Below are 20,118 nucleotides of genomic sequence, written 5' to 3'. Positions count from 1 at the left end.
TCCGGAACAAATCGGCGCTATGGCACGGAGTATATCGGCCCCGTGCTCAAGAACGGTGACTCAGGGTGCCGTACACAGGCAATGCACCAGGGCCGCATAGGGCTTGCGGCCCGCACTCAGCTCGGTCAGCGAGGCCAGCTCATGCTGGGCCTGCTGCACGGCCGCGGGCAGCTGCAGCGGCATCGCCGCACGCACCCATTCCACCAGCGTGGGCGCCAGCACCGCGTCCATGGACTTCAGCAGTCGGTCTAGCTTGCCCGGCTCGCGCTCGACATAGGCAATGCGCGGCTCACCCTCGATCTTGGCCAGCGTGGCAGCGGCCTGCAGCGCATCACCCAGGCTGCCCAGCTTGTCCACCAGACCGCGGTCCAGCGCCTGGGAGCCGGTCCAGACCCGGCCCTGCGCCACCTCGTCGATCTGCTCCACGGTCTTCTTGCGCGCCTTGGCAGCCCGACCGGTGAAGTCGTCGTAGATGAACTGAACGGCCGATTGCACCGTGCTGCGCAGGCGCTCGTCCAGCGGACGGCGGGGGTCGAAGCCACCGGTCAGCCAGGTGGTGGTGTAGCCGCCGGTATGCACCGAGAGCTTGCCCATGAGCTTGTCGGCCGTGGGCAGCATGCCGAACACGCCGATCGAGCCGGTGATGGTCGACGGATCGGCCAGCACCTGATCCGCCGCCATCGAGATCCAGTAGCCACCCGAAGCCGCCACATCGCCCATGGACACCACCACCGGCTTGCCGGCGGCGCGGGTGATCTCCAGCTCGCGGCGCACGATCTCGGACGCAAAGGCACTGCCGCCGGGCGAATTGACGCGCAAGACCAGGGCCTTGATCTTGTCGTCCTCACGCGCCTGACGGATCAGCTGGGCGGTGGAATCACCCCCCACCTTGCCGGGGCCGGCCTGGCCGTCGACGATCTCGCCCTCCGCGACCACCACGCCGATGGCCGCGGCCTTGTCATCCCACTTGGGCTTCACATGAGCCAGATAGGCCAGCAGATCGATCTGGCGGAAACTCTTGCTCTTCTCGTCCTTGGCGCCGCGCTCGATCAGCAGCGCGCGCATCTCGTCACGGGTCTTCAGCGCATCGACCAGCTTTTCCTTCAAGGCCAGCTGGGCGGTATCGCCCTTGACGGCCTGCATGCGCTGCGGCAGCTCGTCGATGGCGCGTGCGATGGCGCCCTTCTCCAGCTTGCGCGCCGCCTCGACGGAGGCGGTGTAGCGCGTCCACAGATCACCGTAGAGATAGGACTCGGACTCCAGCGTCGCCGGCGACGGGGCATTGGCAAAGAAGGGCTCGCCAAAGTTCTTGAACTTGCCGACCCGGATCACATTGGCGTCGATGCCCACACGGTCCAGCGCGTCCTTGTAGTAGTTGCGATAGCGGCCGAAGCCATCGATCAGCACGCCACCCATGGGGTGCAGATAGACCTCGTCCGCACGCGCGGCCAGAAAGTAGGCACGCTGATTGAACTCGTCACCATAGGCCAGCACCTTCTTGCCGCCCGAGTCCTTCTTGAAGCGCTCGATGGCGGCCGCCACCTCGTGCAGCCCGGCCATGCCGGCGCCGCCGAACTGGTCCAGCTGCAGCAGCACATGGCTGATCTGGGGGTCGCGGGCGGCGGCATCCAGCGCCGCCAGCACATCGCGCAGCCGGGTCTGCGCCTGTGGGGACTCCCCTCGCGCCTGAGCCAAGGCCTGCGAACGCAGGGATCCCGACGCTTGCTCCACCAGCGCGCCCTGCAGATTCAGCACCAGCGCCGTCTTGTCCGCCAGCGGCTCCGGCCCGCTCCGCACCAGGGCCACGATCAGCACCAGGATCAGGCCCAGCATCAGCAGATTGAACAGGCCGCGGCGCAGCGCATCCACCCAGGCCCAGACCTTGGCAACACCCCGCCCGCAGGCGCGAATGGCAGACATCATGTAAGGATCCTCCTTGTTGGCATCGGGTTGGCACCAGGCTTGGCCCGCTGCTCGGTGATTCTAGGCAGGGCCTGCCGCAAAGCCCGGGGCGGGCCAGGATTCGCGGCATGATCTACGCTCACGCCATGCTCAAGCCGCTTCCGCTTCAACATCTGCTCTCACGCCGTCCCCGTCGTCTGCTCGCCAGCCTCGCCCTGGCTCTCGTGCTGAGCGTGAGCGGCTGCGCCACCCTGGACGAAAAGCAGCGCGAGTGGATCTTCCAGCCCAGCGACCGGACCTGGAGCGGCGGTCTGGCCGCCGCCCAGGGCATGGAGGATGTGTGGATCACCTTCCGCTCGGCCCTGAGCGAGCGCGAGGTGCGGCTGCATGGCCTGTGGCTGCCGGCCGAGCGCGCCGACGCGCCCGTGCTGCTCTATCTGCATGGCGCGCGCTGGGATGTGCGCGGCAGCGCCAACCGCATGCGCCGCATGCAGGAGCTGGGCTTTGCGGTGCTGGGCATTGACTACCGCGGCTTTGGCAAAAGCGGCTATGGGCAGGAGCTGCCCTCCGAGGCCATGGCCTATGAGGACGCCCGCGCCGCCTGGGACTGGCTGGCGCGCCAGCACCCGAACCGGCAGCGCTTCATCTTCGGCCACTCCCTGGGCGGCGCCATCGCCACCGAGCTGGCCCAGCAGGTGCAGCAGCAGGCCGCCGGCCTGATTGTGGAGGGCAGCTTCACCTCCATCGCCGATGTGGTGGGCAGCTACCGCTGGGGCTGGCTGCCGGTCGCCCCGTTGATCACGCAGCGCTTTGAATCGGCCGAACGCATCGCGCGGGTGCAGATGCCCGTGCTCGTCGTGCATGGCAGCGAGGACCGCGTGATCAAGCCCGAGCTGGGTCGCGCCCTGTTTGAGCGCGCGCCCGAACCCAAGCGCTTTGTGCTGGTGGAGGGCGGCTCACACCACAACACCAATGCGGTGGGCCAGGGGCACTATCGGCGGGCCCTGGCCGAGCTCTTCGGCCTGGGCCATCCCCGCCCCCACTAGCTCAGGACCAGCGTCGCTGCTGCAGCAAGGGGCTGACGCGGTAGCGCTCGCTGCGGTAGGCGGCGAACAAGCCGTCCAGCAGCTCCACCACCACGGGCGCGCCCAGCTGGGCCAGCCACTCGAAGGGGCCGGCCGGGTAGTTCACACCCAGCTTCATCGCGGTGTCGGCACCGGCCTCGTCGCAGACGCCCTGCCAGACGGCATCGGCGCCCTCGTTCACCAGCATGGCCAGGGTGCGCGCCACGGCCAGGCCCGGCACATCGCGCAGCACCAGGGGCTCCCAGCCCAGATGACGCAGCAGGTCCTCGGCCTCGGCGCGCTGTTCGGCGCTGACCTGAGGCGCATAGGCCAGGGCCAGGGCGTCGCAGCGGTCGGGGGCCAGCACCCAGTCGATCACGGCCAGGGCCGGATGCTGGCGCTCATGCGCCAGCTGAGCCGCGCTGCGGCCGCTGCTCAGATGCAGCTGAAGCTCGCCCAGCTGCAGACCGCACCAGTCGGCCGACTCGCCGCGCGCGAAGGCAATGCCCTTGTGCGTGAGCCAGCCGGCCAGCACATCGACCAGACCGCCGCGGCCGCAGAGCGTGGGCTGGGGCGCTGGGCCCGTAGGCGCGGCCACCGGCACCGCCGCGGCAGGCAGGCCCTCGTAGAAGCCCTTGCCCACCTTGCGGCCCAGACGCCCACCGTCCACCAGGGCGCGCTGCACCAGGGAGGGCATATAGCGCTTATCGCCAAAATTGGCCTCGAACACCGACTGCGTGACCAGGAAGTTGGTGTCATGCCCTATCAGGTCCATCAGCTCGCAAGGCCCCATGCGGAAACCCGCGCCACGCAGTGCGCGATCCGCTTGAGCCGGCGTGCCGGCCTGCTCCAGCAACAGGGCCAGGGTCTCGGCGTAATAGGGCCGGGCGATGCGGTTGACGATGAAGCCGGGCGTGCTCTTGGCATGCACGGGTGTCTTGCCCCAGCGGCGCGCCAGCTCAAAGATGACCTCGGCCACCGAGGGTGCGGTCTCGGCCCCGGAGACCACTTCCACCAGCTTCATCAACGGCACGGGGTTGAAGAAGTGCATGCCCACCAGGCGGCCGGGATCGGCCATGCCATTGGCCAGGGCGGTGATGCTGATGGAGGAGGTGTTGGACGCGATGATGGCGCCCGGCGGCAGCAGGGCATCGAGCTCGCGCAGCAGGGCCTGCTTGGGCTCCAGCTTCTCCACGATCACCTCCACCACCAGGGCGGTCTCGCGCAGCTCGGCGGTGGCACTGGCGGGGCGGATGCGGGCCATCACGGCCTCGCGCTCCTCGGCCGCCATGCGGCCCTTGGCCACCAGGCCGTCCATGCCCTTGGCGATCTGCGCAATGGCGGCGGCGGCCGCGCCCTCGCGCACATCCAGCAGCAACACCGGGTGGCCGGCCTGGGCCGCCACCTGGGCAATGCCGGCGCCCATGACGCCGGCCCCGATCACGCCCACGGCGGCCTCGGCCGCGGGGCGCTTCGCAACAATCCAATCGCTCATCAAGCTATCCGTCCTCAATCCTTGTGGGGCACCCAGGCGGCGGGCCGCTTGGCCAGAAAGGCCGCAAAGCCCTCGCGGGCCTCCTGGCCCATGCGCACGCGGGCGATGGTCTGGGCCGTCAGCTCGCGCACTGCGGGCGTGACGGGCCCCACCTCAAGCTGGGCAAACAGGGCCTTGATCTCGCCCAAGGCGCCGGGGCCATTGAGCAGCAGCTCGGCAATCCAGCGCTCCAGCGCGGCGTCGATGTCCTCCGCCACCTCCTGCACCAGGCCCAGGGCCAGGGCCTCGGAGGCCGGAATGCGGCTGGCGGTGAGGGCCAGGCGGCGTGCCTGGCGCGGCCCCACGGCATTGATCACATAGGGGCCGATCACGGCGGGCAGGATGCCGAAGCGCGCCTCGCTGACGGCGAACTTGGCGTCCGGCGTGGCCAGGGCGATATCGCAGGCCGCCGCCAGCCCCACCCCGCCCCCCAGGGCCAGGCCATGCACCCGCGCCAGCGTGGGCTTGGGGCAGTCCGCCAGGGCCTGCAGCATGCCGGCAAAGCGCCGTGCATCTTCCAGATTGACGTCCTGCGTGGCCTGGGCGGCACGCTGCATCCATTGCAGATCCGCGCCGGCGCTGAAGGCCTTGCCGGCTCCTGCCAGCACGACGATGCGCACATGCGGGTCGGCCGACAGGCGCGCCACGGCCTGGGCCATCTCGTCGATCATGGCTTCGTTGAAGGCGTTGAACACCTCCGGACGGGTCATGGTCAGGCGCGCCACGCCGCGCTGATCCACCGCGATATGCAAAGTCTCCACCGCAGAACTCCTGCTACTTCTTGTTGATGGCAGGAAGTATCGCAGCCCGCGTTGGCCCACCGTGCGCGCCACGGACCTGGCCGTCATCGTGCAGGCGCGCAGCGCCTGCAGGCACTCAAGCGCAGCGGCCTGCGTCAGGGCTTGGTGGAGGGACGGCCCGCGGCCGTGGGATAGGCGGACATCACGCGCACCGGATCCAGGGTATCCAGAAAGGCCGCGTACTGCGCCTCGGCGCAGGCCAGAGGCTTGCCCGCCTGCTGCTCACCACGGTACTGGCCCTTGTAGTAGACAAAGCGATGCTCGTTGGCTGCGGGCTTGGCGCTGAGTGCAGGCTGGTGCTTGGCGGCGCATTCGGCGCGCAGGCTCTCGGGCGTGCTCTGGGCCGCAGCCCCTCCAGCCAGGGCGAGGAGGGACAGCGCGATGAGGGCTTGCTTCTTGTGCATGGATGTCTGTGGGCTTGGGTTGGATGAGCTGCCAGCTTATCCAGGGTGCTTGCGACGGACTACCCGCGACTGCGGGTAGGAGCAGCACTCTTGCTTTGTGCGCCCTTTTGGGATTTGCCGGGACGGGAATGGGAATTCGCTGGGGCAGGAGGCAATGGGGCAGCCAGCACAAACAAAAAGGCCGGCCACCTCGTACAAGGTGTGCCGGCCTGCTGGGGCGCAAACCTAGGCGGCTTGCTGAGGCAAGAATTTACTTCTTGGCCTTGGCCTTCTTGGCGGGCGGCTTGGCAGCGGCCTTGGGAGCGGCCTTGCCGGCCTTCTCGGCCTTGCGGGCAGCAGCCTTGGGATCCACGGCGGCCTTGAAGCCAGCACCCGGAGTGAACTTCGGCAGCTTGGCGGCGGCGATCTTGATCTTCTCGCCGGTGCTGGGGTTCACGCCGGTGCGTGCAGCGCGGGCGTGCTGCTTGAAGGAGCCAAAGCCGGGGATGGAAACCGTGCCACCCTTCTTGACGGTGGTGACCACGGCGTCAAGCAGGGTTTCGATGATGCGGCCGGCCTCGGCCTTCGTCAGCTCATGCTTGCCAGCCAGGTGCTCGATCAGTTCGGTCTTGTTCATTCCTGAGTCTCAGTTCAAAGTGATGTCGCCCGACCATCTCGGGCGGCGCCATTCTCACCCAGAATCCACGCCACACCCGATGGCGACGAGGGAAAACGATGATCGTTGCTGCAAGCGCAGGTCGGAGTTTCGATAAAACGAGGATCACTGCCAGCGACTGTGATCATCGTTCCATCAAAACGGTGATCGGGGTGCGGCAGTGAGCACGTGCTCGACGCTTGCATGCGGCGCGACAGCACCGAACGGCCAAAACGAAAAGGCCAGCACTTGCGTGCTGGCCTTCGTATTTGGTGCCCAGGAGAGGACTCGAACCTCCACGGAGTTACCCGCTAGTACCTGAAACTAGTGCGTCTACCAATTCCGCCACCTGGGCTAGTCCCAGAACTTTTCAGCTCTGGCTTTCAGGATTTGTCTTCGCTTCCGTCTTGCGTCATCAGCGAAGAGGCCGAACTATAGCACGCATTTTTCTGGATGCGCAAGCATATTCATTCGGCGGGCCCAAATCGCGTCAGGCCCAGGGTCTGCTTGGGGTTTAGCAAGACCTGGATCTCGCCCGCCAGGCGCAGGCCCACCGGATCGCTCAGCTGCCAGTAGGCCTGCTGGATCTGCGGCCCGACACCATGCTCGGCGCTGAAGCTGCCGCCCAGGCGCAGCACGATGTCATTGATGCCGGCGCGCAGACGCGCCATGGCCTCGGCGTCCAGCGGCGGCGCCTCATGCGGCCAGGCCAGGTTGAAGTGCAGGCCGCCATCGCCCAGATGGCCAAAGTCCGCCAGGCGCGCCGGCGGGAAATGCTTGGCCAGCCAGACCGCACCCTCGGCGCGAAAGCGCATGAAGTGGCGGCGCGGCAGGGAGATGTCGAAGCCGATCACCTTGCCCCAGTCGCGCAGGCCCTCGCTGATGCTGTGGCGCAGGGCCCAGATCTCCTCGTCGGCGCCTATCACGGCATCGACCACGCGGCCACTCTCGAACTCGCGCTCCAGCACCTCCTGCAGCAACGCATTCAGGTCCAGCCGCGCGGCCGGCAGCTCGCTGGCCAGCTCAATCAGCAGGGCGTACTCGGGCAGTTGGCCATCGAAGAGCTTTCCTGCATCGCCCAGATGTTCCAGCGCCGCCTGCAGCGCGGGCCTGGAGATGCCCTCGAAGGCGCTGACCAGGCCGGCCAGCTCGCTGGCCATCAGGGCCTGATACAGCGGCAGAACGGACTCCACATCGGCCGGCGCCACCAGGGCCGCGGCACGCTGGCGCGGCAGCGGGTGCAGCTTGAGCGTGGCCTCGGTGATCAGGCCCAGCGAGCCCGAGCTGCCCACAAAGAGCTGCTGCAGGGCCAGACCGGTGTTGTCCTTCTGCAGGCCGCGGCCGGCTTGCAAGACCTGGCCCTGGGGCAGGACCACGGCGAGGCCCAGGGTGTTGGCCCGCACATCGCCATAGCGCAGCATGCGAGTGCCGCCGGTGTTGTGGGCCAGCATGCCGCCCACGCTGGGGTCAGCGCTCAGGTCGATGGGAAAGAACAGGCCTTCGGGCTCCAGCCTTTCATTGATCTCGCTGAGCTTGTAGCCGGCGGAGACGCGCAGCGTGCGGTCCAGCGGGTCGAAATCGAAGTGCTCGCGCAGCCGGTCGGTGGCCAGCAGCACATGGCGGCCGGCATCGGTGGGCGTGGCGGCGCGCACCAGGCCGGTGTGTGCGCCCTGGGGCACCAGGGTCAGGTCATGCGCGGCGGCCAGGGCCACCAGCTCGGCCACCTGGGTCGCGGTGGCCGGACGCAGCAGGGCCGCGGCCTGGCCCGGCGCATAACGCGCCGGCTCCAGATAGCGCGGCTCGATGTCCGAGCCCGCCAGCGCGAACTCCGGCCCGACGATGGCGCGGGCCGCCTCGAGAAAGGCCGGGCTCATCTCAGCAGGCCTCGGCCGGCGCGGCGCCGGCCGTCATCTTGAAGATGCCGGTGGCATTGCCCGCGTCGAAGCGCAGGTCCAGGCCCTGCTCGTCGCGCTCGCGCTGGATGAACTCGTGGAAGCTGCCCGGCACGCTGCGGCTGAGCAGCTGGCCCTCATGCAGGAACTGGCGCTGCACCGTCGCCGCGCGGAAGGCGGTCTGGCGCACGCGGCCGCTCTTGGAGGTCTCGATCGTGTCCTTGATGGGACGATCCAGGGCGCGCTGCAGATCGGCCACGGCTTCGATATTGGCAACGCGGTCGGTGGCGTGGTTGAAGGCATTGCCCTCGGTGGCGATCCAGGCCATCTCGGCGGACTCGGCCAGCAGGCGCTCGTAGTCGGCCAGCTCGAACACGCCATGCTGGCGCTCAAAGCAGGCGCGCAGGCGCGGCAGCAGGCGCAGAGCCTCGCCCCAGGGCAGCTGCTTGTCGCGCGCCAGACGCTCCAGCGCGGCCAGATCCTCGGGCCCCAGCGGGTCGCGCGAGGCGCCGATCACACGGCTCACCGCGGCCTGGAACTCGCCGCTGAACTGCTCGGGGTGCAGCTCGGAGACGAAGAACTGGGCGATGTCCTCCGGGAAGTCCTGGTGGCGCCAGCTGCGGCCCGTCATCTTGAGCCGGGTCAGCGGATAGGTCTCGGCATGAGCAAAGCCCAGAGGGCGCAGCACGCGGGTGATGGCGGCCTCGCCGGGCGGCAGGGCGCCGCTGGGCCAGGCCACGGTGCGCAGGGCGCCATGGTCAAAGACCAGGCGCTGGCCGGCGCGCTGGCAGTCGGCCACATAGGCCGCGCCGGCCGGCACGCGGCGGGTCACGTCCACGAACAGGGCCATGTTCAGGGCCTGGGCCAGCTCGGCGCGCGTCACGCGCTCGCCCACCGGCTGCAGCAGGGCCGGCAGCAGCTGCAGCTGCGCGAAAGCGGTCTGGGCCTCGGCCTCGCCGAGCAGGGAAGACAGGAGGCGGAAGAGGCCCGTCTCCAGGGGATTCGTCGTCATCTCAGGAACTCCAGATGGAAGAACGCCCCGCAGGGGCGGGGCGTGTCAAGGATAGAAGCAATCAGACGTCGAACTTGACGCCCTGTGCGAGCGGCAGCTCACGCGAGTAGTTCACCGTGTTGGTGGTACGGCGCATATAGGCCTTCCAGGCGTCGGAGCCGGACTCGCGGCCGCCGCCGGTTTCCTTCTCGCCGCCGAAGGCGCCACCGATCTCGGCGCCGGAGGTGCCGATGTTCACATTGGCGATGCCGCAGTCCGAGCCGCTGGCCGAGACAAAGAGCTCGGCCTCGCGGATGTCATTGGTGAAGATGGCCGAGGACAGGCCTTGCGGCACCTCGTTCTGCAGCGCGATGGCCTCGCCCAGGCTCTTGTACTTCAGCGTGTACAGGATGGGCGCGAAGGTCTCGTGCTTGACGATCTCGGTCTGGGCCGGCATGCGCACCAGGGCCGGCACGGCGTACCAGGCCTCGGGGTACTGCTCGGCCAGGGCACGGCCGCCGCCGCTCACCTCGCCGCCCTGCTCGCGCGCGGCGGCCAGGGCCTTCTGCATGGCATCGAAGGCGCCCTGGTCGATCAGCGGGCCGATCAGATTGCCGGCCTCGATGGGCGAGCCGATCTTGAGCTGGGCGCGGGCGCGGTCCAGGCGGGCCACCAGCTCGTCATGGATGGTCTCGTGCGCGATCAGGCGGCGCGTGGTGGTGCAGCGCTGGCCGGCGGTGCCATAGGCGCCAAAGAGGATGCCGCGCACGGCCAAGTCCAGGTCGGCGCTGGGCGTCACGATGATGGCGTTGTTGCCGCCCAGTTCCAGCAGGCAGCGGCCGAAGCGCGCCGCCACGCGCGGGCCCACGGCGCGGCCCATGCGGGTGGAGCCGGTGGCCGAAACCAGGGCCACGCGGGCATCGTCCACCAGGGCCTCACCCACGGCGGCGCCGCCGATCAGCAGCTGGGACAGGTGATCAGGCGCGGCATGGCCGGCCGCCTGGTAGCGGGCCAGGGCCTTGTCGAACAGGGCCTGGGTGGCCAGGGCGGTGAGCGGCGTCTTCTCGCTGGGCTTCCAGACGCAGGGATCGCCGCAGACCAGGGCCAGGGCCGAGTTCCAGGCCCAGACCGCCACCGGGAAGTTGAAGGCCGAGATGATGCCCACCACGCCCAGGGGCAGGTACTGCTCCATCATGCGGTGGCCGGGGCGCTCGCTGGCGATGGTCAGGCCATGCAGCTGGCGCGAGAGGCCGACGGCGAAGTCGCAGATGTCGATCATCTCCTGCACCTCGCCCTCGCCCTCGCTCGTGACCTTGCCGGCCTCCAGCGAGACCAGGCGGGCCAGGTCCATCTTGTGGGCGCGCAGCTCCTCGCCAAAGAGGCGCACCAGCTCGCCGCGCTTGGGCGCGGGCACGGTGCGCCATTGCAGGAAGGCGGCCTGGGCGCGGGCGATGGCCGCGGTCATGTCGGCAGCGCTGGCCTCGGGCACGGCACCGATCTGCGCGCCGTCGATGGGGCTGCGCACGATCAGGCTGCCGCCGGTGTAGGCGCTGCTGGGAACGCCCAGGGCGCTCAGGAGGTCTTGGGTTTGCTTGCTCATGAATCGATTTTCCTTCAGCCGATGCTCTCGACCTGGCGCGACTGCTGATAGGCCTTGCCGAAGCGGTTGGCCAGGAACTCCGGCAGCTGTACCTCTTCCTGACGGATGAAGCCCTGCTGGGGCAGCTTGCCCTCGCGGAACAGGTCCACGGCGGCGCAGATGCCGGCGGCCGTGGTGATCTGGATGGCGGAGAGCGGCGACTTGGCATCGCGCTCGGCGAAGATCTTGCGGGCGAACACCTCCTGCAACAGGGTGCCGTTCTTCATGCCCGAGACGGTGACGAAGACCAGCACCACGTCCTGCATGGTGGCGGGCATGCTCTTGCGCATGATGTCCTTGAGCTTCTCCTGGTCGGCGGCCAAGCCCAGGTCTTCCAGCAGGAACTTCATCAGATCGCGGTGGCCGGGGTAGCGCACGGTCTTGTAGTCCAGGTTCTTGACCTTGCCGGACCAGGTCTCGCACAGGGTGCCCAGGCCGCCCGAGGTGTTGAAGGCCTCGTACTCCACGCCGTCCAGCGAGAAATGCTCCAAACCTTCCAGCGGCAGGGCCGAGATGAACTCGCCGCCATGGATGGCCTCGCAGGGATGGCAGTACTCGTTGATCAGGCCGTCCACCGACCAGGTCAGGTTGTACTTGAGCTTGTTGGTGGGGAAGGCCGGCAGCGCGCCCACGCGCATCTGTACATCGCGCACCTCGTCGAACTGCTTGGCCAGATGATGGGCCACGATGCCGATGAAGCCCGGCGCCAGGCCGCACTGCGGCATGAAGGCGGTCTTGCTGCCCTGGGCCAGCTCCTTGATGGCCTTGGTGGCGGCCACGTCCTCGGTCAGGTCGAAGTAGTGGCAGCCGCATTCGCGTGCCAGGGTGGCGGCGGTGATGGCCAGGTGGTAGGGCAGCGCATTGACCACCGCGTCCTTGCCGCGCAGCTGGGCGGCGAGGGCGCCGTGGTGGGCGGTGTCCACCTCGGCGGTGGCAATGCCCTCGGCCGCCAGCACGGCCAGGTACTTGGCGTTCTTGTCGATCACGGTGACCTGGTAGTCGCCGGTGGCGTGCAGCAGGCGGGCGATGGTCTGGCCGATGTGGCCGGCGCCGAGCAGGGCGATCTTCATGGGGTGTCTCCTCGTATCCAAAGAAATGCGGTCCGGAATGGGGCGCAGTCTAGGAATGAGTGCGGACGAAAGAAAGCGATGTTTCGTCGAAACAAGAGCTCAATCTGACGTTATGACAAACTTGCGCTACACATCGTCAGAAACAAGGGTTATCCATGAACGAGGCCGCCGCCAAGGACCAGACCGATCGCCAGCTCATCACCCTGCTGCAGGCCAATGCCCGCGCCAGCACGGCCGAGCTGGCACGCAAACTGGGCATTGCGCGCACCACGGTGGTGGCCCGCCTGGCCCGGCTGGAGGCGGCCGGCGTGATCGTGGGCTACACCGCCAAGCTGGGCAGCGAGGCCCAGGACCGCGGCGTGCAGGCCTTTGTGGGCGTCACGGTGCAGCCGCGCGCGGGCCGCGAGGTGGTCAAGAAGCTGACGAGCTTTCCCGAGCTGCGCCAGCTGGCCTCGGTGAGCGGCGAGTTCGACTACATGGCCGTGCTGCGCGCCGAGTCCACCATGCGCCTGGATGCGCTGCTCGACGAGATCGGCGAGATCGAGGGCGTGATCAAGACCACCAGCTCGGTGGTGCTGGCGCTGCGGGTGGATCGCAGCGCTTGATGCCCGATGCTCGGCCGGCACAGGCTCCGAGGCTTAGGCACGGGTATTGCACAGAGTGCCCCAGTCCTTCCCCTCCGGAGTGCATCGATATGTCTGCCAAGTCTCTGTCGCAAGTCCTGCACGCAAGTCGCGCCCACCGGGCCGTGACCGCGCTGAAGGTGGTCACGCTGGTGCTCGCCATCTGGGGCATTGCCTATCCGGCCCTGCTCTGGGGTCTGGGCCAGATGCTGAGTTGAGCGGAGCCGACTGGGCCGCCCCGCCGCCCTGATGACTCAGCGCTTCTTCAGCGCCTCAGCCGCGACGTCGGGCTGGTCGGTAAAGAAGCCGTCCATGCCCAGATCGAGAAAGCGCTTAAGCTGACCGGCCATATCGCCCAGGGCCTGGCCCTCGCGCCGGAACTCGGCCGGCAGGAAGCTGTTCTCGGCGCGGAAGGTCCAGCCATGCACCTTCAGGCCGCGCTTGTGGGCCTCGGCAATCAGCGGCGTCGCCGCGCCGCTGGGCGGGATCATCAGGTTGAGATGGGGGCCCACGCCATCCGCGTAGCGCTTGATGAAGTCCAGCCCCGCGGGCTGGGCCAGCTCGGCATAGCCGCGCGCATCGCCCGCCACGTTGAAGTCGTAGGGCTTGCCATTGGCGCTGAGCAGCTGCACCAGGCGCAGCTTCGTCTTGCCGCGCAGGTACTGCAGATTGGCCACCTCGAAGGACTGGATGAAGACCGGCGCCTCGGCGCGGTTGCCCCAGGCCGCGTGCAAGGCCTTGAGCAGGGTGTCTTCCATGCGCGGCAGGCCAGCCGCATCCGTGAAGGCCTTGAAGTAGCTGGGGTGCTTGGTCTCGGGGTAGATGCCCACGCCGCGCGCCTGGGCCAGGGCGATCACCTCGTCCAGCGTGGGAATGGGCAGGCGGTCATCAAAGGCCTTGTTGGCCAGACGCAGGTCGCGCAGGCGCTCCTGCGCGCGAATGTCGGCGCGGATCTCGGCAGCCGTGAAGTCCTCGGCAAACCAGCCCGCCATCGGCCGGCCATCGACCAGCTTCACCGTCAGGCGATCCGCGTACTTGTCCAGCTGCCAGACATTGCTGCTGGTGTCGGTGCGATGCAGCACCGGCTTGCCATCCGCGCCACGCTTGATCGTGCGGCCATCGGCCTCCAGCTCGACGCGCGCCAGCAGCGGCTCGTGGCGGGCCAGCAGCACCCCGTCCTTGCTCATCACCAGATCGGGCTCGATGTAGTCCGCGCCCTGCTCGATCGCCAGTTCGTAAGCCGCGAGCGTGTGCTCGGGCCGGTGGCCGCTGGCACCGCGGTGGGCGATCAGCAGAGGCTGGGCCAGCGCCCAGCCGCCGGACAGGGTCAGCAGCAGGGCGGCGGCCCAGGATCGAACAGCAGGGGTCTTGATCGGCATGGCGCTCTCCTTATGGGGTACACGCCGGCCATGCTGCCAGCGCGCCGTGACAGAGCGGCACCGGCCGCGCAAGGTCTGGGCGCTCTGCGCATGCCGCAGACTCAGTACAAGCCGCGCGTGCGCGCCATCAGCCGGGTCAGGCCCAGCATGGCATCGGTGTGCGGCGTGGCCAGGCCGAGCTTCTGCGCAATCTCGCGCACCACGGCCACCAGGGCGTCCAGCTCCAGCGGGCGGCCGGCCTCGGTGTCCTGCAGCATGGAGGTCTTGAAGGCGCCCAGCTTGCGCGTCACCTCGTGGCGCTGCTCGGGCGTCTGGTCCACGCCGCAGCCGATGCGCGCACCGATCTCGGCGGCCTCGCGCATCACGTTCGTCACGAAGCCGCGCACCAGCTCGTCGTCCAGGATGCGATCGGCCGTGGCGCCGGTCAGGGCCGAGATCGGGTTCATGGTCATATTGCCCCAGAGCTTGAACCAGATGTCGCGCTGGATGCGCTCCGACACCGTGGCATTGAAGCCGGCGCGCTGCAGCAGGGCCGCGAGCTGCTCCACATGCGCGGGCCGGCCGCCGGCCGGATCGCCCAGGATCAGGCCCATGCCCATCACATGCCGCACCCGGCCCGGCTCGGGCGTGGCGCAGCTGGCGTGCACCACCGAGCCGATCACGCGCTCGGCCGGGATCTGCGCAGCGATCAGGCCGCCCGGGTCCACCGTCTCCAGGGCCTGCCCCTCCAGCGGGCCGCCCAGGCCGCGGAAGAACCACCAGGGCACGCCGTTCATGGCCACCAGCACCCGGGTCTCGGGCCCCATCAGGGCGCGCACGGCGGGCGCCACCGCGGCCAGGGCCGGGCCCTTGACGGCCACCACCACCAGGTCCTGCGGACCCAGGGCCTGGGTGCTGTCGCTGGCCATGAGCGGCACGCTCAGGCTCTCACCGGTCGGCGTGTCCAGCCGCAGGCCCTGCGCGCGCAATGCCGCCAGCGTGGCGCCGCGCGCCAGGGCACTGAGCTGCACCTCGGCGCCCAGCTTGTGGCCCAGATAGGCGCCGAACCAGCCGCCAATGGCGCCCGCCCCCACGATGCACACCTTGAAACTCATGCTGCTTTCCCTCGCTTGACTTGTTCGCACCGGCGCTGTGCCGGCTTGCGCCCGCGAATCTACGTCAGTTCTGCTCCGCCCCCAAGCGACGGCTGAGCTGACTCGCGGCTTTGCGCAGCGTCTCGCCCAGGCCGGGCTTGAGCCGGCTGCTGGGCAGGCTCAGGGTCAGGGCGCCCACCAGCTCGCCGCCGGCGCGGAACACCGGCGCGGCCAGGCCGGCCAGGCCCTCCACGCGGTCGCCATCCAGCTCGGCCAGGCCCTCGGCGCGGATGCGCTCATAGAGCTTGCCGCGCGCGCCGCCATAGGCCAGCAGCAGGCGCCCGCCCGCGCCGCGCTCCAGAGGCAGCAGATCACCCGCGCGCAGATGGTCGCGCAGGGGCTGGGGCGAGTCCACACGGTACAGGCACAGGCGCTGCTCGCCCTGGCGCACATGCAGGGCCGCGCTCTCGCGTGTGCGTGCCACCAGAGCCTGCAGCACCGGCATCACCTCGGCTTCCAGCGAAAAGGAGGCGGCGTAAAGGCCGTGCAGCCGCGCCAGGCCCGGCCCCAGGGCATAGCGCCCGTCGGCCCGACGCTGCAGCAGCTGCGCATGCTCCAGCGAGGCCAGCAGGCGCAGGGCCGTGCTCTTGTAGAGCTGGGTGCGCTCGGCCAGCTCGCTCAGGCTCAGCGTGCTGTCGCCGGCGCGAAAGGCATTGAGCAGGCTCAGGGCCTTGTCGGCCGCGGCCACGCCACCGGGGGCGGCTTCGGTGTCGGCCAGGGAGGGCGTGGCGGCTTTGCGGGGCATGGTTGACGCGGGCGGGCCTGAAGGCGATACTTTTTAGAACTTTGTTCCATCAGATAGAACATGTCAAGCAGCACCCAGGCACCCGAGGTCCTGATCAGCGAGGTGGGCCCGCGCGACGGCCTGCAGAGCGTGGCCACCACCATGCCCACGGCCGCCAAGCAGCGCTGGGTGGCCGCCCTGCATGCCGCCGGCCTGCGCGAAATCGAGCTGGGTTCCTTTGTGCCGGCCCGCCTGCTGCCCCAGCTGGCCGACACCGGTGAGCTGATCGCCTTTGCGCGCGGCCTGCCCGGCCTCGCCACCCTGGCCCTGGTACCCAACCGGCGCGGGGCCGAGGCCGCCATCGCGGCGGGTGCACACAAGATCAGTCTGCCCATCTCGGTGAGCGAGGCCCACTCCCTGGCCAATGTGCGCAAGACCCCGCAGGCCATGCTGGAGGAGCTACGCAGCGTGCTGGCCCTGCGCCGCGAGCAGGCGCCCGATATGGGCGTGGAGGTGGGCCTGTCCACCGCCTTCGGCTGCACCCTGCAGGGGGCGGTGGATGAAGACGCCGTGATCCGCCTGGCCCTGGCCTGCGCCGAGGCGGGGGCGGACGATGTGGGCCTCTCGGACACCGCCGGCATGGCCAACCCGGCCCAGGTGCGGCGGCTCTTCACGCGCCTGCGCCAAGAGCTGGGCGAGCGTGCCGGGGCCGCGCACCTGCACAACACCCGCGGCCTGGGCCTGGCCAACTGCCTGGCCGCCTACGAGGCCGGCGTGCGCACCTTCGACGCCTCCCTGGCCGGCCTGGGCGGCTGCCCCTATGCGCCCGGCGCCTCGGGCAATGTGGTGACCGAGGACCTGGTCTTCATGTTCGAGGCCATGGGCGTGCGCACCGGTATCAACCTCGAGCGCCTGCTGGCCGCCCGCGCGCCGCTGCGCGAGGGCCTGCCCCAGGAGGCGCTGTACGGCATGCTGGCCGAGGCCGGCCTGCCCAAAGGATTCCAAGCATGAGCGAAGCCAAGCACACGCAAGACCTGCCCCTGGCCGGCATCCGGGTGATCGAGTTCACCCATATGGTGATGGGGCCGACCTGCGGCATGGTGCTGGCCGATCTGGGTGCCGAGGTCATCAAGGTGGAACCGCTCACGGGCGACAACACCCGCCAGCTGCTGGGCTCGGGCGCGGGCTTCTACCCGCTCTTCAACCGCAACAAGAAGAGCCTGGCCCTGGACATCAAGCAGCCGCGCGGCCTGGAGATCGTGCTCAAGCTGCTGGCCGGCGCCGATGTCTTCAGCGAGAACTTCAAGAGCGGCACCATGGAGCGCCTGGGCCTGGGCTATGCGGCGCTCTCGGCCCTGAACCCGCGCCTGATCTATGTCTCGCACAAGGGCTTTCTGCCCGGCCCCTACGAGCACCGCACCGCGCTGGACGAGGTGGTGCAGATGATGGGCGGCCTGGCCTATATGACCGGGCGGCCGGGCGACCCGCTGCGTGCCGGCAGTTCGGTGAACGACATCATGGGCGGCATGTTCGGCGCCATCGGCGTGCTGGCCGCCCTGCAGCAGCGTCACGCCAGCGGCCGCGGCCAGCAGGTGCAATCGGCCCTGTTCGAGAACAATGTGCTGCTGGTGGCTCAGCACATGATGCAGTACGCCATCACCGGCAAGCCGGCCGCGCCCATGCCCGAGCGCATCTCGGCCTGGGGCATCTACGACGTCTTCACCGTGGCGGGCGGCGAACAGATCTTCCTGGCCGTGGTGAGCGACACGCAGTGGGCCCTGTTCTGCCAGGCCTTCGGCTTTGAGGATCTGGCGGCAGACGCCGCGCTGGCCAGCAACAACCTGCGCGTCCAGGCCCGGCCCCACCTGATCCCCACGCTGCGCACACGCCTGGCCGCGCGCACCGCGGCCGAGATCGCCACGGTGTTCGAGGCCCAGGGCCTGCCCTTCGCACCCATCACCCGGCCCGAGCAGCTCTTTGACGACCCGCATCTGCAGGCCACCGGCGGCCTGGCCCCCAGCACCCTGCCCGATGGCCGCGAGACCCGGCTGCCCTTGCTGCCCCTGAGCCTGGATGGCCAGCGCCTGCCCCTGCGCCGGCCCGCGCCCCAGCTGGGGGCGGACAACGCGGCGCTGTTGGCCGCGCTGGGCTATGGCGAGCAAGAAGTCGCAGCCCTGCGGGCCGAGGGCGTGGTGCTCTGAGCACAAGGCCCCGGCTGGGCGGACAATGCTGGCCAATTCGCGCCCTCACCCACCGCCTTGTCCCCAGCCACACCCGCACCCAGCACCGCCCTGCCGCCCTATGCCCAGTGGCAGGCGGAGCGCGCCTGGCCGGTACTGCGCTTTGTCTACGGCATTGGCGGCCTCATCCCCCTGCTCTACCTGCTGGGCGACTGGTTGATCGAGCCGGCCGCGGCCGAGGTGCGGACCCTGCGCTTTGTCTATCTGGGCTTCTGGGCCCTGCTGAGCTGGCTGACGTTCAGGCCGGGGCGCAAGCTGCCCCTGGCCCTGTCCTACCCGCTCTACACCCTGGTGGGTGTGGGCTTTGCCTGCGTGATCGACGGCAAGCTGCTGGGCCGCCCCGAGTTTGTGCTGGCCACCTCCCTGCTCTATCTGATGGGCCTGCTCATTGCCAAGGCCCCGCTCTGGCTCAATCTGGCCTGCGGCGGCATCACCGTGCTGGTCTGCGCCACCATGCTGAGCTGGCTGGGCCTGGACGCCACCGCCATACGCCGGGTGGTCTTCTTCCACGGCCTGTGGGCCGGCGTGGTGGGCACGGCGGCCTGGGTGGTGCAGCGGCTGAACCGCCAGCTCTACCTCGCAGAGCGCGAGCTGCGCCAAACGCTGGCCGCCAACCAGCATCTGCTGGCCGAGACCGAGAAGCTGGCGCGCACCGATCCGCTGACCGCCCTGCCCAATCGCCGGCAGTTCTTCCGCAGCGGCGAAGCCGCCCTGGCCGAGAGCCGCAGCAGCGGCCAGCCCCTGTCCCTGCTGGCGCTGGACGTGGATCACTTCAAGCGCATTAACGATCAGGGCGGTCACCAGCTGGGCGATACCGTGCTGCGTGAGGTGGCCCAGTGCTGCCGCGCCAGTCTGCGCAACACGGACCTGGCGGCTCGCATCGGTGGCGAGGAGTTTGCCCTGCTCCTGCCGGCCACCGATCTGGCCCAGGCCCAGCAGCTGGCGGAGCGGCTGCGGCAGGAAATTGCCGCGCTGCAGCTGCCGGCGGCCGTGACGGTCAGCATAGGCTGCGCCGAGCTCTCTGCCGAGATGGGCAGCGTGGATGCGCTGCTGGCCCGGGCCGATGAAGCCCTCTACGCCGCCAAGGAGAACGGTCGCAACCGCGTCAGCAGCGCCCGCCGCAGCCTGCTCACGCCCGGCCACTGAGCCCGGCGCCAAGCCCTCACCGGCACGCGCCCTGGACTCAGCGGGGACAATAGAAGGCTGAACCCGCCAGATCCGGCGTCACTCCCGAGTTCCAGCCATGAAATACCTGCACACGATGGTCCGCGTCGAGAACCTCGACGCTTCGCTCAAGTTCTACCGCGACGCTCTGGGCATGGTCGAGATGCGCCGCACCGAGCACGAGGCCGGCCGCTTCACCCTGGTCTATCTGGCCGCCCCCGGCGACGAGGCCGGCAAGTACCAGCCCCAGGTCGAGCTGACCTACAACTGGCCCGATGCGGACGGCAAGGCCGAGGCCTACACCGGCGGCCGCAACTTCGGCCACATCGCCTTTGCCGTGCCCGATATCTATGCCGCCTGCCAGCGTCTGGCCGACCACGGCGTGACCATCCTGCGCCCTCCGCGCGACGGCCGCATGGCCTTTGTGCGCTCGCCCGACCAGATCTCCGTCGAGCTGCTGCAGGACGGCCCCGCCCTCGCCCCGGCCGAGCCCTGGGCCTCCATGCCCAATACCGGCAGCTGGTAAGAAGACCGTCGAGGGCCTGGCCCTAGCGCCAGGGCGGTGTCAGCGGCTTTTTGCCCAGCGCCGCCTCCCAGGCCTGCATGGTGCAGCTGCTCACCCAGGGACCGGCATTGCCCCCCTGGCCTTCCGGCGCCGGCGGCCGCGGTTCGGACAGTCGGCGACGGAAAAACAGGGCCGTCGCGCGCTTGAAGTTCTCCAGCACCTCGGCCGAGCTGGGCTTGGCTTGGTGGCGCCCGCCCGGAATGCCCACGCCTCGACGCGCACGCAGGGGCAAGACCTGCCCCGCGGGCTGCAGCGCAGCCTCCATCGGACAGCCCGCGGCCGTGCATGTGGCCGGCCCCGCCACCTTGGACCCGCTCTCGGGCGCGTCGTGCTGCGCAAGCCCATCTTGCGGCAAGGAAA

General features: G+C 69.3%; 20 protein-coding genes and 1 tRNA gene. 7 read left to right on the top strand and 14 right to left on the bottom strand.

The window, feature by feature from the left end; translation table 11 throughout:
* Positions 1–60: 60 nt before the first annotated feature.
* Positions 61–1,923, bottom strand: a complete 1,863-nt coding sequence (gene sppA, locus DFR39_RS04520) for a signal peptide peptidase SppA (RefSeq protein ID WP_133602316.1) — start codon at positions 1,921–1,923, stop codon at positions 61–63.
* A 125-nt stretch (positions 1,924–2,048) separates the two neighbouring features.
* Between sppA and DFR39_RS04515 the strand changes: the two genes are divergently transcribed.
* On the top strand, positions 2,049–2,948 hold the full coding sequence (locus tag DFR39_RS04515; protein ID WP_133602420.1) for an alpha/beta hydrolase: 900 nt from the start codon (positions 2,049–2,051) through the stop codon (positions 2,946–2,948).
* Position 2,949: 1 nt separating this feature from the next.
* Here the strand turns inward: DFR39_RS04515 and DFR39_RS04510 are convergent, their stop codons facing one another.
* From DFR39_RS04510 to DFR39_RS04470, 9 genes are all read right to left on the bottom strand, one after another.
* Positions 2,950–4,461 carry a 3-hydroxyacyl-CoA dehydrogenase gene (locus DFR39_RS04510; protein ID WP_133602315.1) on the bottom strand — a complete coding sequence of 504 codons (1,512 nt, stop codon included), beginning with the start codon at positions 4,459–4,461 and terminating at the stop codon, positions 2,950–2,952.
* A 14-nt stretch (positions 4,462–4,475) separates the two neighbouring features.
* Entirely contained in the window at positions 4,476–5,261 is a 786-nt protein-coding gene (locus DFR39_RS04505; protein ID WP_281277223.1) for an enoyl-CoA hydratase-related protein, read from the bottom strand.
* A gap of 134 nt (positions 5,262–5,395) precedes the next feature.
* Positions 5,396–5,704, bottom strand: coding sequence for a hypothetical protein (locus tag DFR39_RS04500; RefSeq protein ID WP_133602313.1), 309 nt, complete (start codon positions 5,702–5,704; stop codon positions 5,396–5,398).
* Positions 5,705–5,954: 250 nt separating this feature from the next.
* The gene (locus tag DFR39_RS04495) at positions 5,955–6,320 is read right to left on the bottom strand and encodes an HU family DNA-binding protein (RefSeq protein WP_133602312.1); all 366 of its coding nucleotides are present in this window, start codon (positions 6,318–6,320) and stop codon (positions 5,955–5,957) included.
* Positions 6,321–6,608: 288 nt separating this feature from the next.
* Positions 6,609–6,693 (bottom strand) — tRNA-Leu (locus DFR39_RS04490).
* Positions 6,694–6,805: 112 nt separating this feature from the next.
* Positions 6,806–8,212, bottom strand: coding sequence for an FAD-binding oxidoreductase (locus DFR39_RS04485; protein WP_133602311.1), 1,407 nt, complete (start codon positions 8,210–8,212; stop codon positions 6,806–6,808).
* Between the two features lies 1 nt (position 8,213).
* Positions 8,214–9,242 carry a DUF1338 domain-containing protein gene (locus tag DFR39_RS04480; protein WP_133602310.1) on the bottom strand — a complete coding sequence of 343 codons (1,029 nt, stop codon included), beginning with the start codon at positions 9,240–9,242 and terminating at the stop codon, positions 8,214–8,216.
* Between the two features lie 61 nt (positions 9,243–9,303).
* Positions 9,304–10,821 carry an L-piperidine-6-carboxylate dehydrogenase gene (gene amaB / locus DFR39_RS04475; RefSeq protein ID WP_133602309.1) on the bottom strand — a complete coding sequence of 506 codons (1,518 nt, stop codon included), beginning with the start codon at positions 10,819–10,821 and terminating at the stop codon, positions 9,304–9,306.
* 14 nt (positions 10,822–10,835) lie between these two features.
* The gene (locus tag DFR39_RS04470) at positions 10,836–11,930 is read right to left on the bottom strand and encodes a saccharopine dehydrogenase family protein (protein ID WP_133602308.1); all 1,095 of its coding nucleotides are present in this window, start codon (positions 11,928–11,930) and stop codon (positions 10,836–10,838) included.
* A gap of 155 nt (positions 11,931–12,085) precedes the next feature.
* Between DFR39_RS04470 and DFR39_RS04465 the strand changes: the two genes are divergently transcribed.
* Both DFR39_RS04465 and DFR39_RS19800 read left to right on the top strand, forming a co-directional pair.
* Positions 12,086–12,535, top strand: coding sequence for an Lrp/AsnC family transcriptional regulator (locus DFR39_RS04465; protein ID WP_133602307.1), 450 nt, complete (start codon positions 12,086–12,088; stop codon positions 12,533–12,535).
* Positions 12,536–12,624: 89 nt separating this feature from the next.
* Positions 12,625–12,771, top strand: a complete 147-nt coding sequence (locus DFR39_RS19800) for a hypothetical protein (RefSeq protein WP_162849426.1) — start codon at positions 12,625–12,627, stop codon at positions 12,769–12,771.
* 36 nt (positions 12,772–12,807) lie between these two features.
* Here the strand turns inward: DFR39_RS19800 and DFR39_RS04460 are convergent, their stop codons facing one another.
* The 3 genes from DFR39_RS04460 to DFR39_RS04450 form a co-directional block, all read right to left on the bottom strand.
* Entirely contained in the window at positions 12,808–13,932 is a 1,125-nt protein-coding gene (locus DFR39_RS04460; RefSeq protein ID WP_133602306.1) for a glycerophosphodiester phosphodiesterase family protein, read from the bottom strand.
* A 101-nt stretch (positions 13,933–14,033) separates the two neighbouring features.
* Complete coding sequence (locus tag DFR39_RS04455) at positions 14,034–15,026, bottom strand: 2-dehydropantoate 2-reductase (RefSeq protein WP_133602305.1); 993 nt, start codon at positions 15,024–15,026, stop codon at positions 14,034–14,036.
* 64 nt (positions 15,027–15,090) lie between these two features.
* Complete coding sequence (locus tag DFR39_RS04450; RefSeq protein ID WP_133602304.1) at positions 15,091–15,810, bottom strand: IclR family transcriptional regulator; 720 nt, start codon at positions 15,808–15,810, stop codon at positions 15,091–15,093.
* A 60-nt stretch (positions 15,811–15,870) separates the two neighbouring features.
* Here DFR39_RS04450 and DFR39_RS04445 point away from each other — a divergent pair, with 60 nt between their 5' ends.
* The 4 genes from DFR39_RS04445 to DFR39_RS04430 all read left to right on the top strand — a co-directional run bounded on the left by DFR39_RS04445 (position 15,871) and on the right by DFR39_RS04430 (position 19,719).
* Positions 15,871–16,800, top strand: a complete 930-nt coding sequence (locus tag DFR39_RS04445) for a hydroxymethylglutaryl-CoA lyase (protein ID WP_133602303.1) — start codon at positions 15,871–15,873, stop codon at positions 16,798–16,800.
* Entirely contained in the window at positions 16,797–17,990 is a 1,194-nt protein-coding gene (locus tag DFR39_RS04440) for a CaiB/BaiF CoA transferase family protein (RefSeq protein ID WP_133602302.1), read from the top strand. Before DFR39_RS04445 ends, DFR39_RS04440 begins: the two co-directional genes overlap by 4 nt.
* Positions 17,991–18,047: 57 nt before the next feature.
* Positions 18,048–19,175: a GGDEF domain-containing protein gene (locus DFR39_RS04435; RefSeq protein ID WP_211343789.1), complete on the top strand. Its 1,128-nt coding sequence runs from the start codon at positions 18,048–18,050 to the stop codon at positions 19,173–19,175.
* A 97-nt stretch (positions 19,176–19,272) separates the two neighbouring features.
* Positions 19,273–19,719: a VOC family protein gene (locus DFR39_RS04430; RefSeq protein WP_133602301.1), complete on the top strand. Its 447-nt coding sequence runs from the start codon at positions 19,273–19,275 to the stop codon at positions 19,717–19,719.
* Between the two features lie 22 nt (positions 19,720–19,741).
* Here DFR39_RS04430 and DFR39_RS04425 read toward each other — a convergent pair whose 3' ends face one another.
* Positions 19,742–20,023 carry a hypothetical protein gene (locus DFR39_RS04425; RefSeq protein WP_133602300.1) on the bottom strand — a complete coding sequence of 94 codons (282 nt, stop codon included), beginning with the start codon at positions 20,021–20,023 and terminating at the stop codon, positions 19,742–19,744.
* Positions 20,024–20,118 lie beyond the last annotated feature (95 nt).

Source organism: Roseateles asaccharophilus, assembly GCF_004362405.1.
GTDB lineage: Bacteria > Pseudomonadota > Gammaproteobacteria > Burkholderiales > Burkholderiaceae_C > Kinneretia > Kinneretia asaccharophila.
This window is presented reverse-complemented; position numbering and strand designations above follow the sequence as displayed.

What these genes read in the sequence shown, in the direction of transcription:
- DFR39_RS04465 (WP_133602307.1), top strand. Translation starts at nt 12,086, where the DNA reads ATGAACGAGGCCGCCGCCAAGGACCAGACCGATCGCCAGCTCATCACC.
- DFR39_RS04445 (WP_133602303.1), top strand. Translation starts at nt 15,871, where the DNA reads ATGTCAAGCAGCACCCAGGCACCCGAGGTCCTGATCAGCGAGGTGGGC.
- DFR39_RS04515 (WP_133602420.1), top strand. Translation starts at nt 2,049, where the DNA reads ATGCTCAAGCCGCTTCCGCTTCAACATCTGCTCTCACGCCGTCCCCGT.
- DFR39_RS04500 (WP_133602313.1), bottom strand. Translation starts at nt 5,704, where the DNA reads ATGCACAAGAAGCAAGCCCTCATCGCGCTGTCCCTCCTCGCCCTGGCT.
- DFR39_RS04450 (WP_133602304.1), bottom strand. Translation starts at nt 15,810, where the DNA reads ATGCCCCGCAAAGCCGCCACGCCCTCCCTGGCCGACACCGAAGCCGCC.
- DFR39_RS04440 (WP_133602302.1), top strand. Translation starts at nt 16,797, where the DNA reads ATGAGCGAAGCCAAGCACACGCAAGACCTGCCCCTGGCCGGCATCCGG.
- DFR39_RS04430 (WP_133602301.1), top strand. Translation starts at nt 19,273, where the DNA reads ATGAAATACCTGCACACGATGGTCCGCGTCGAGAACCTCGACGCTTCG.
- amaB (WP_133602309.1), bottom strand. Translation starts at nt 10,821, where the DNA reads ATGAGCAAGCAAACCCAAGACCTCCTGAGCGCCCTGGGCGTTCCCAGC.
- DFR39_RS19800 (WP_162849426.1), top strand. Translation starts at nt 12,625, where the DNA reads ATGTCTGCCAAGTCTCTGTCGCAAGTCCTGCACGCAAGTCGCGCCCAC.
- DFR39_RS04480 (WP_133602310.1), bottom strand. Translation starts at nt 9,242, where the DNA reads ATGACGACGAATCCCCTGGAGACGGGCCTCTTCCGCCTCCTGTCTTCC.
- DFR39_RS04455 (WP_133602305.1), bottom strand. Translation starts at nt 15,026, where the DNA reads ATGAGTTTCAAGGTGTGCATCGTGGGGGCGGGCGCCATTGGCGGCTGG.
- sppA (WP_133602316.1), bottom strand. Translation starts at nt 1,923, where the DNA reads ATGATGTCTGCCATTCGCGCCTGCGGGCGGGGTGTTGCCAAGGTCTGG.
- DFR39_RS04510 (WP_133602315.1), bottom strand. Translation starts at nt 4,461, where the DNA reads ATGAGCGATTGGATTGTTGCGAAGCGCCCCGCGGCCGAGGCCGCCGTG.
- DFR39_RS04485 (WP_133602311.1), bottom strand. Translation starts at nt 8,212, where the DNA reads ATGAGCCCGGCCTTTCTCGAGGCGGCCCGCGCCATCGTCGGGCCGGAG.
- DFR39_RS04495 (WP_133602312.1), bottom strand. Translation starts at nt 6,320, where the DNA reads ATGAACAAGACCGAACTGATCGAGCACCTGGCTGGCAAGCATGAGCTG.
- DFR39_RS04470 (WP_133602308.1), bottom strand. Translation starts at nt 11,930, where the DNA reads ATGAAGATCGCCCTGCTCGGCGCCGGCCACATCGGCCAGACCATCGCC.
- DFR39_RS04425 (WP_133602300.1), bottom strand. Translation starts at nt 20,023, where the DNA reads ATGGAGGCTGCGCTGCAGCCCGCGGGGCAGGTCTTGCCCCTGCGTGCG.
- DFR39_RS04460 (WP_133602306.1), bottom strand. Translation starts at nt 13,932, where the DNA reads ATGCCGATCAAGACCCCTGCTGTTCGATCCTGGGCCGCCGCCCTGCTG.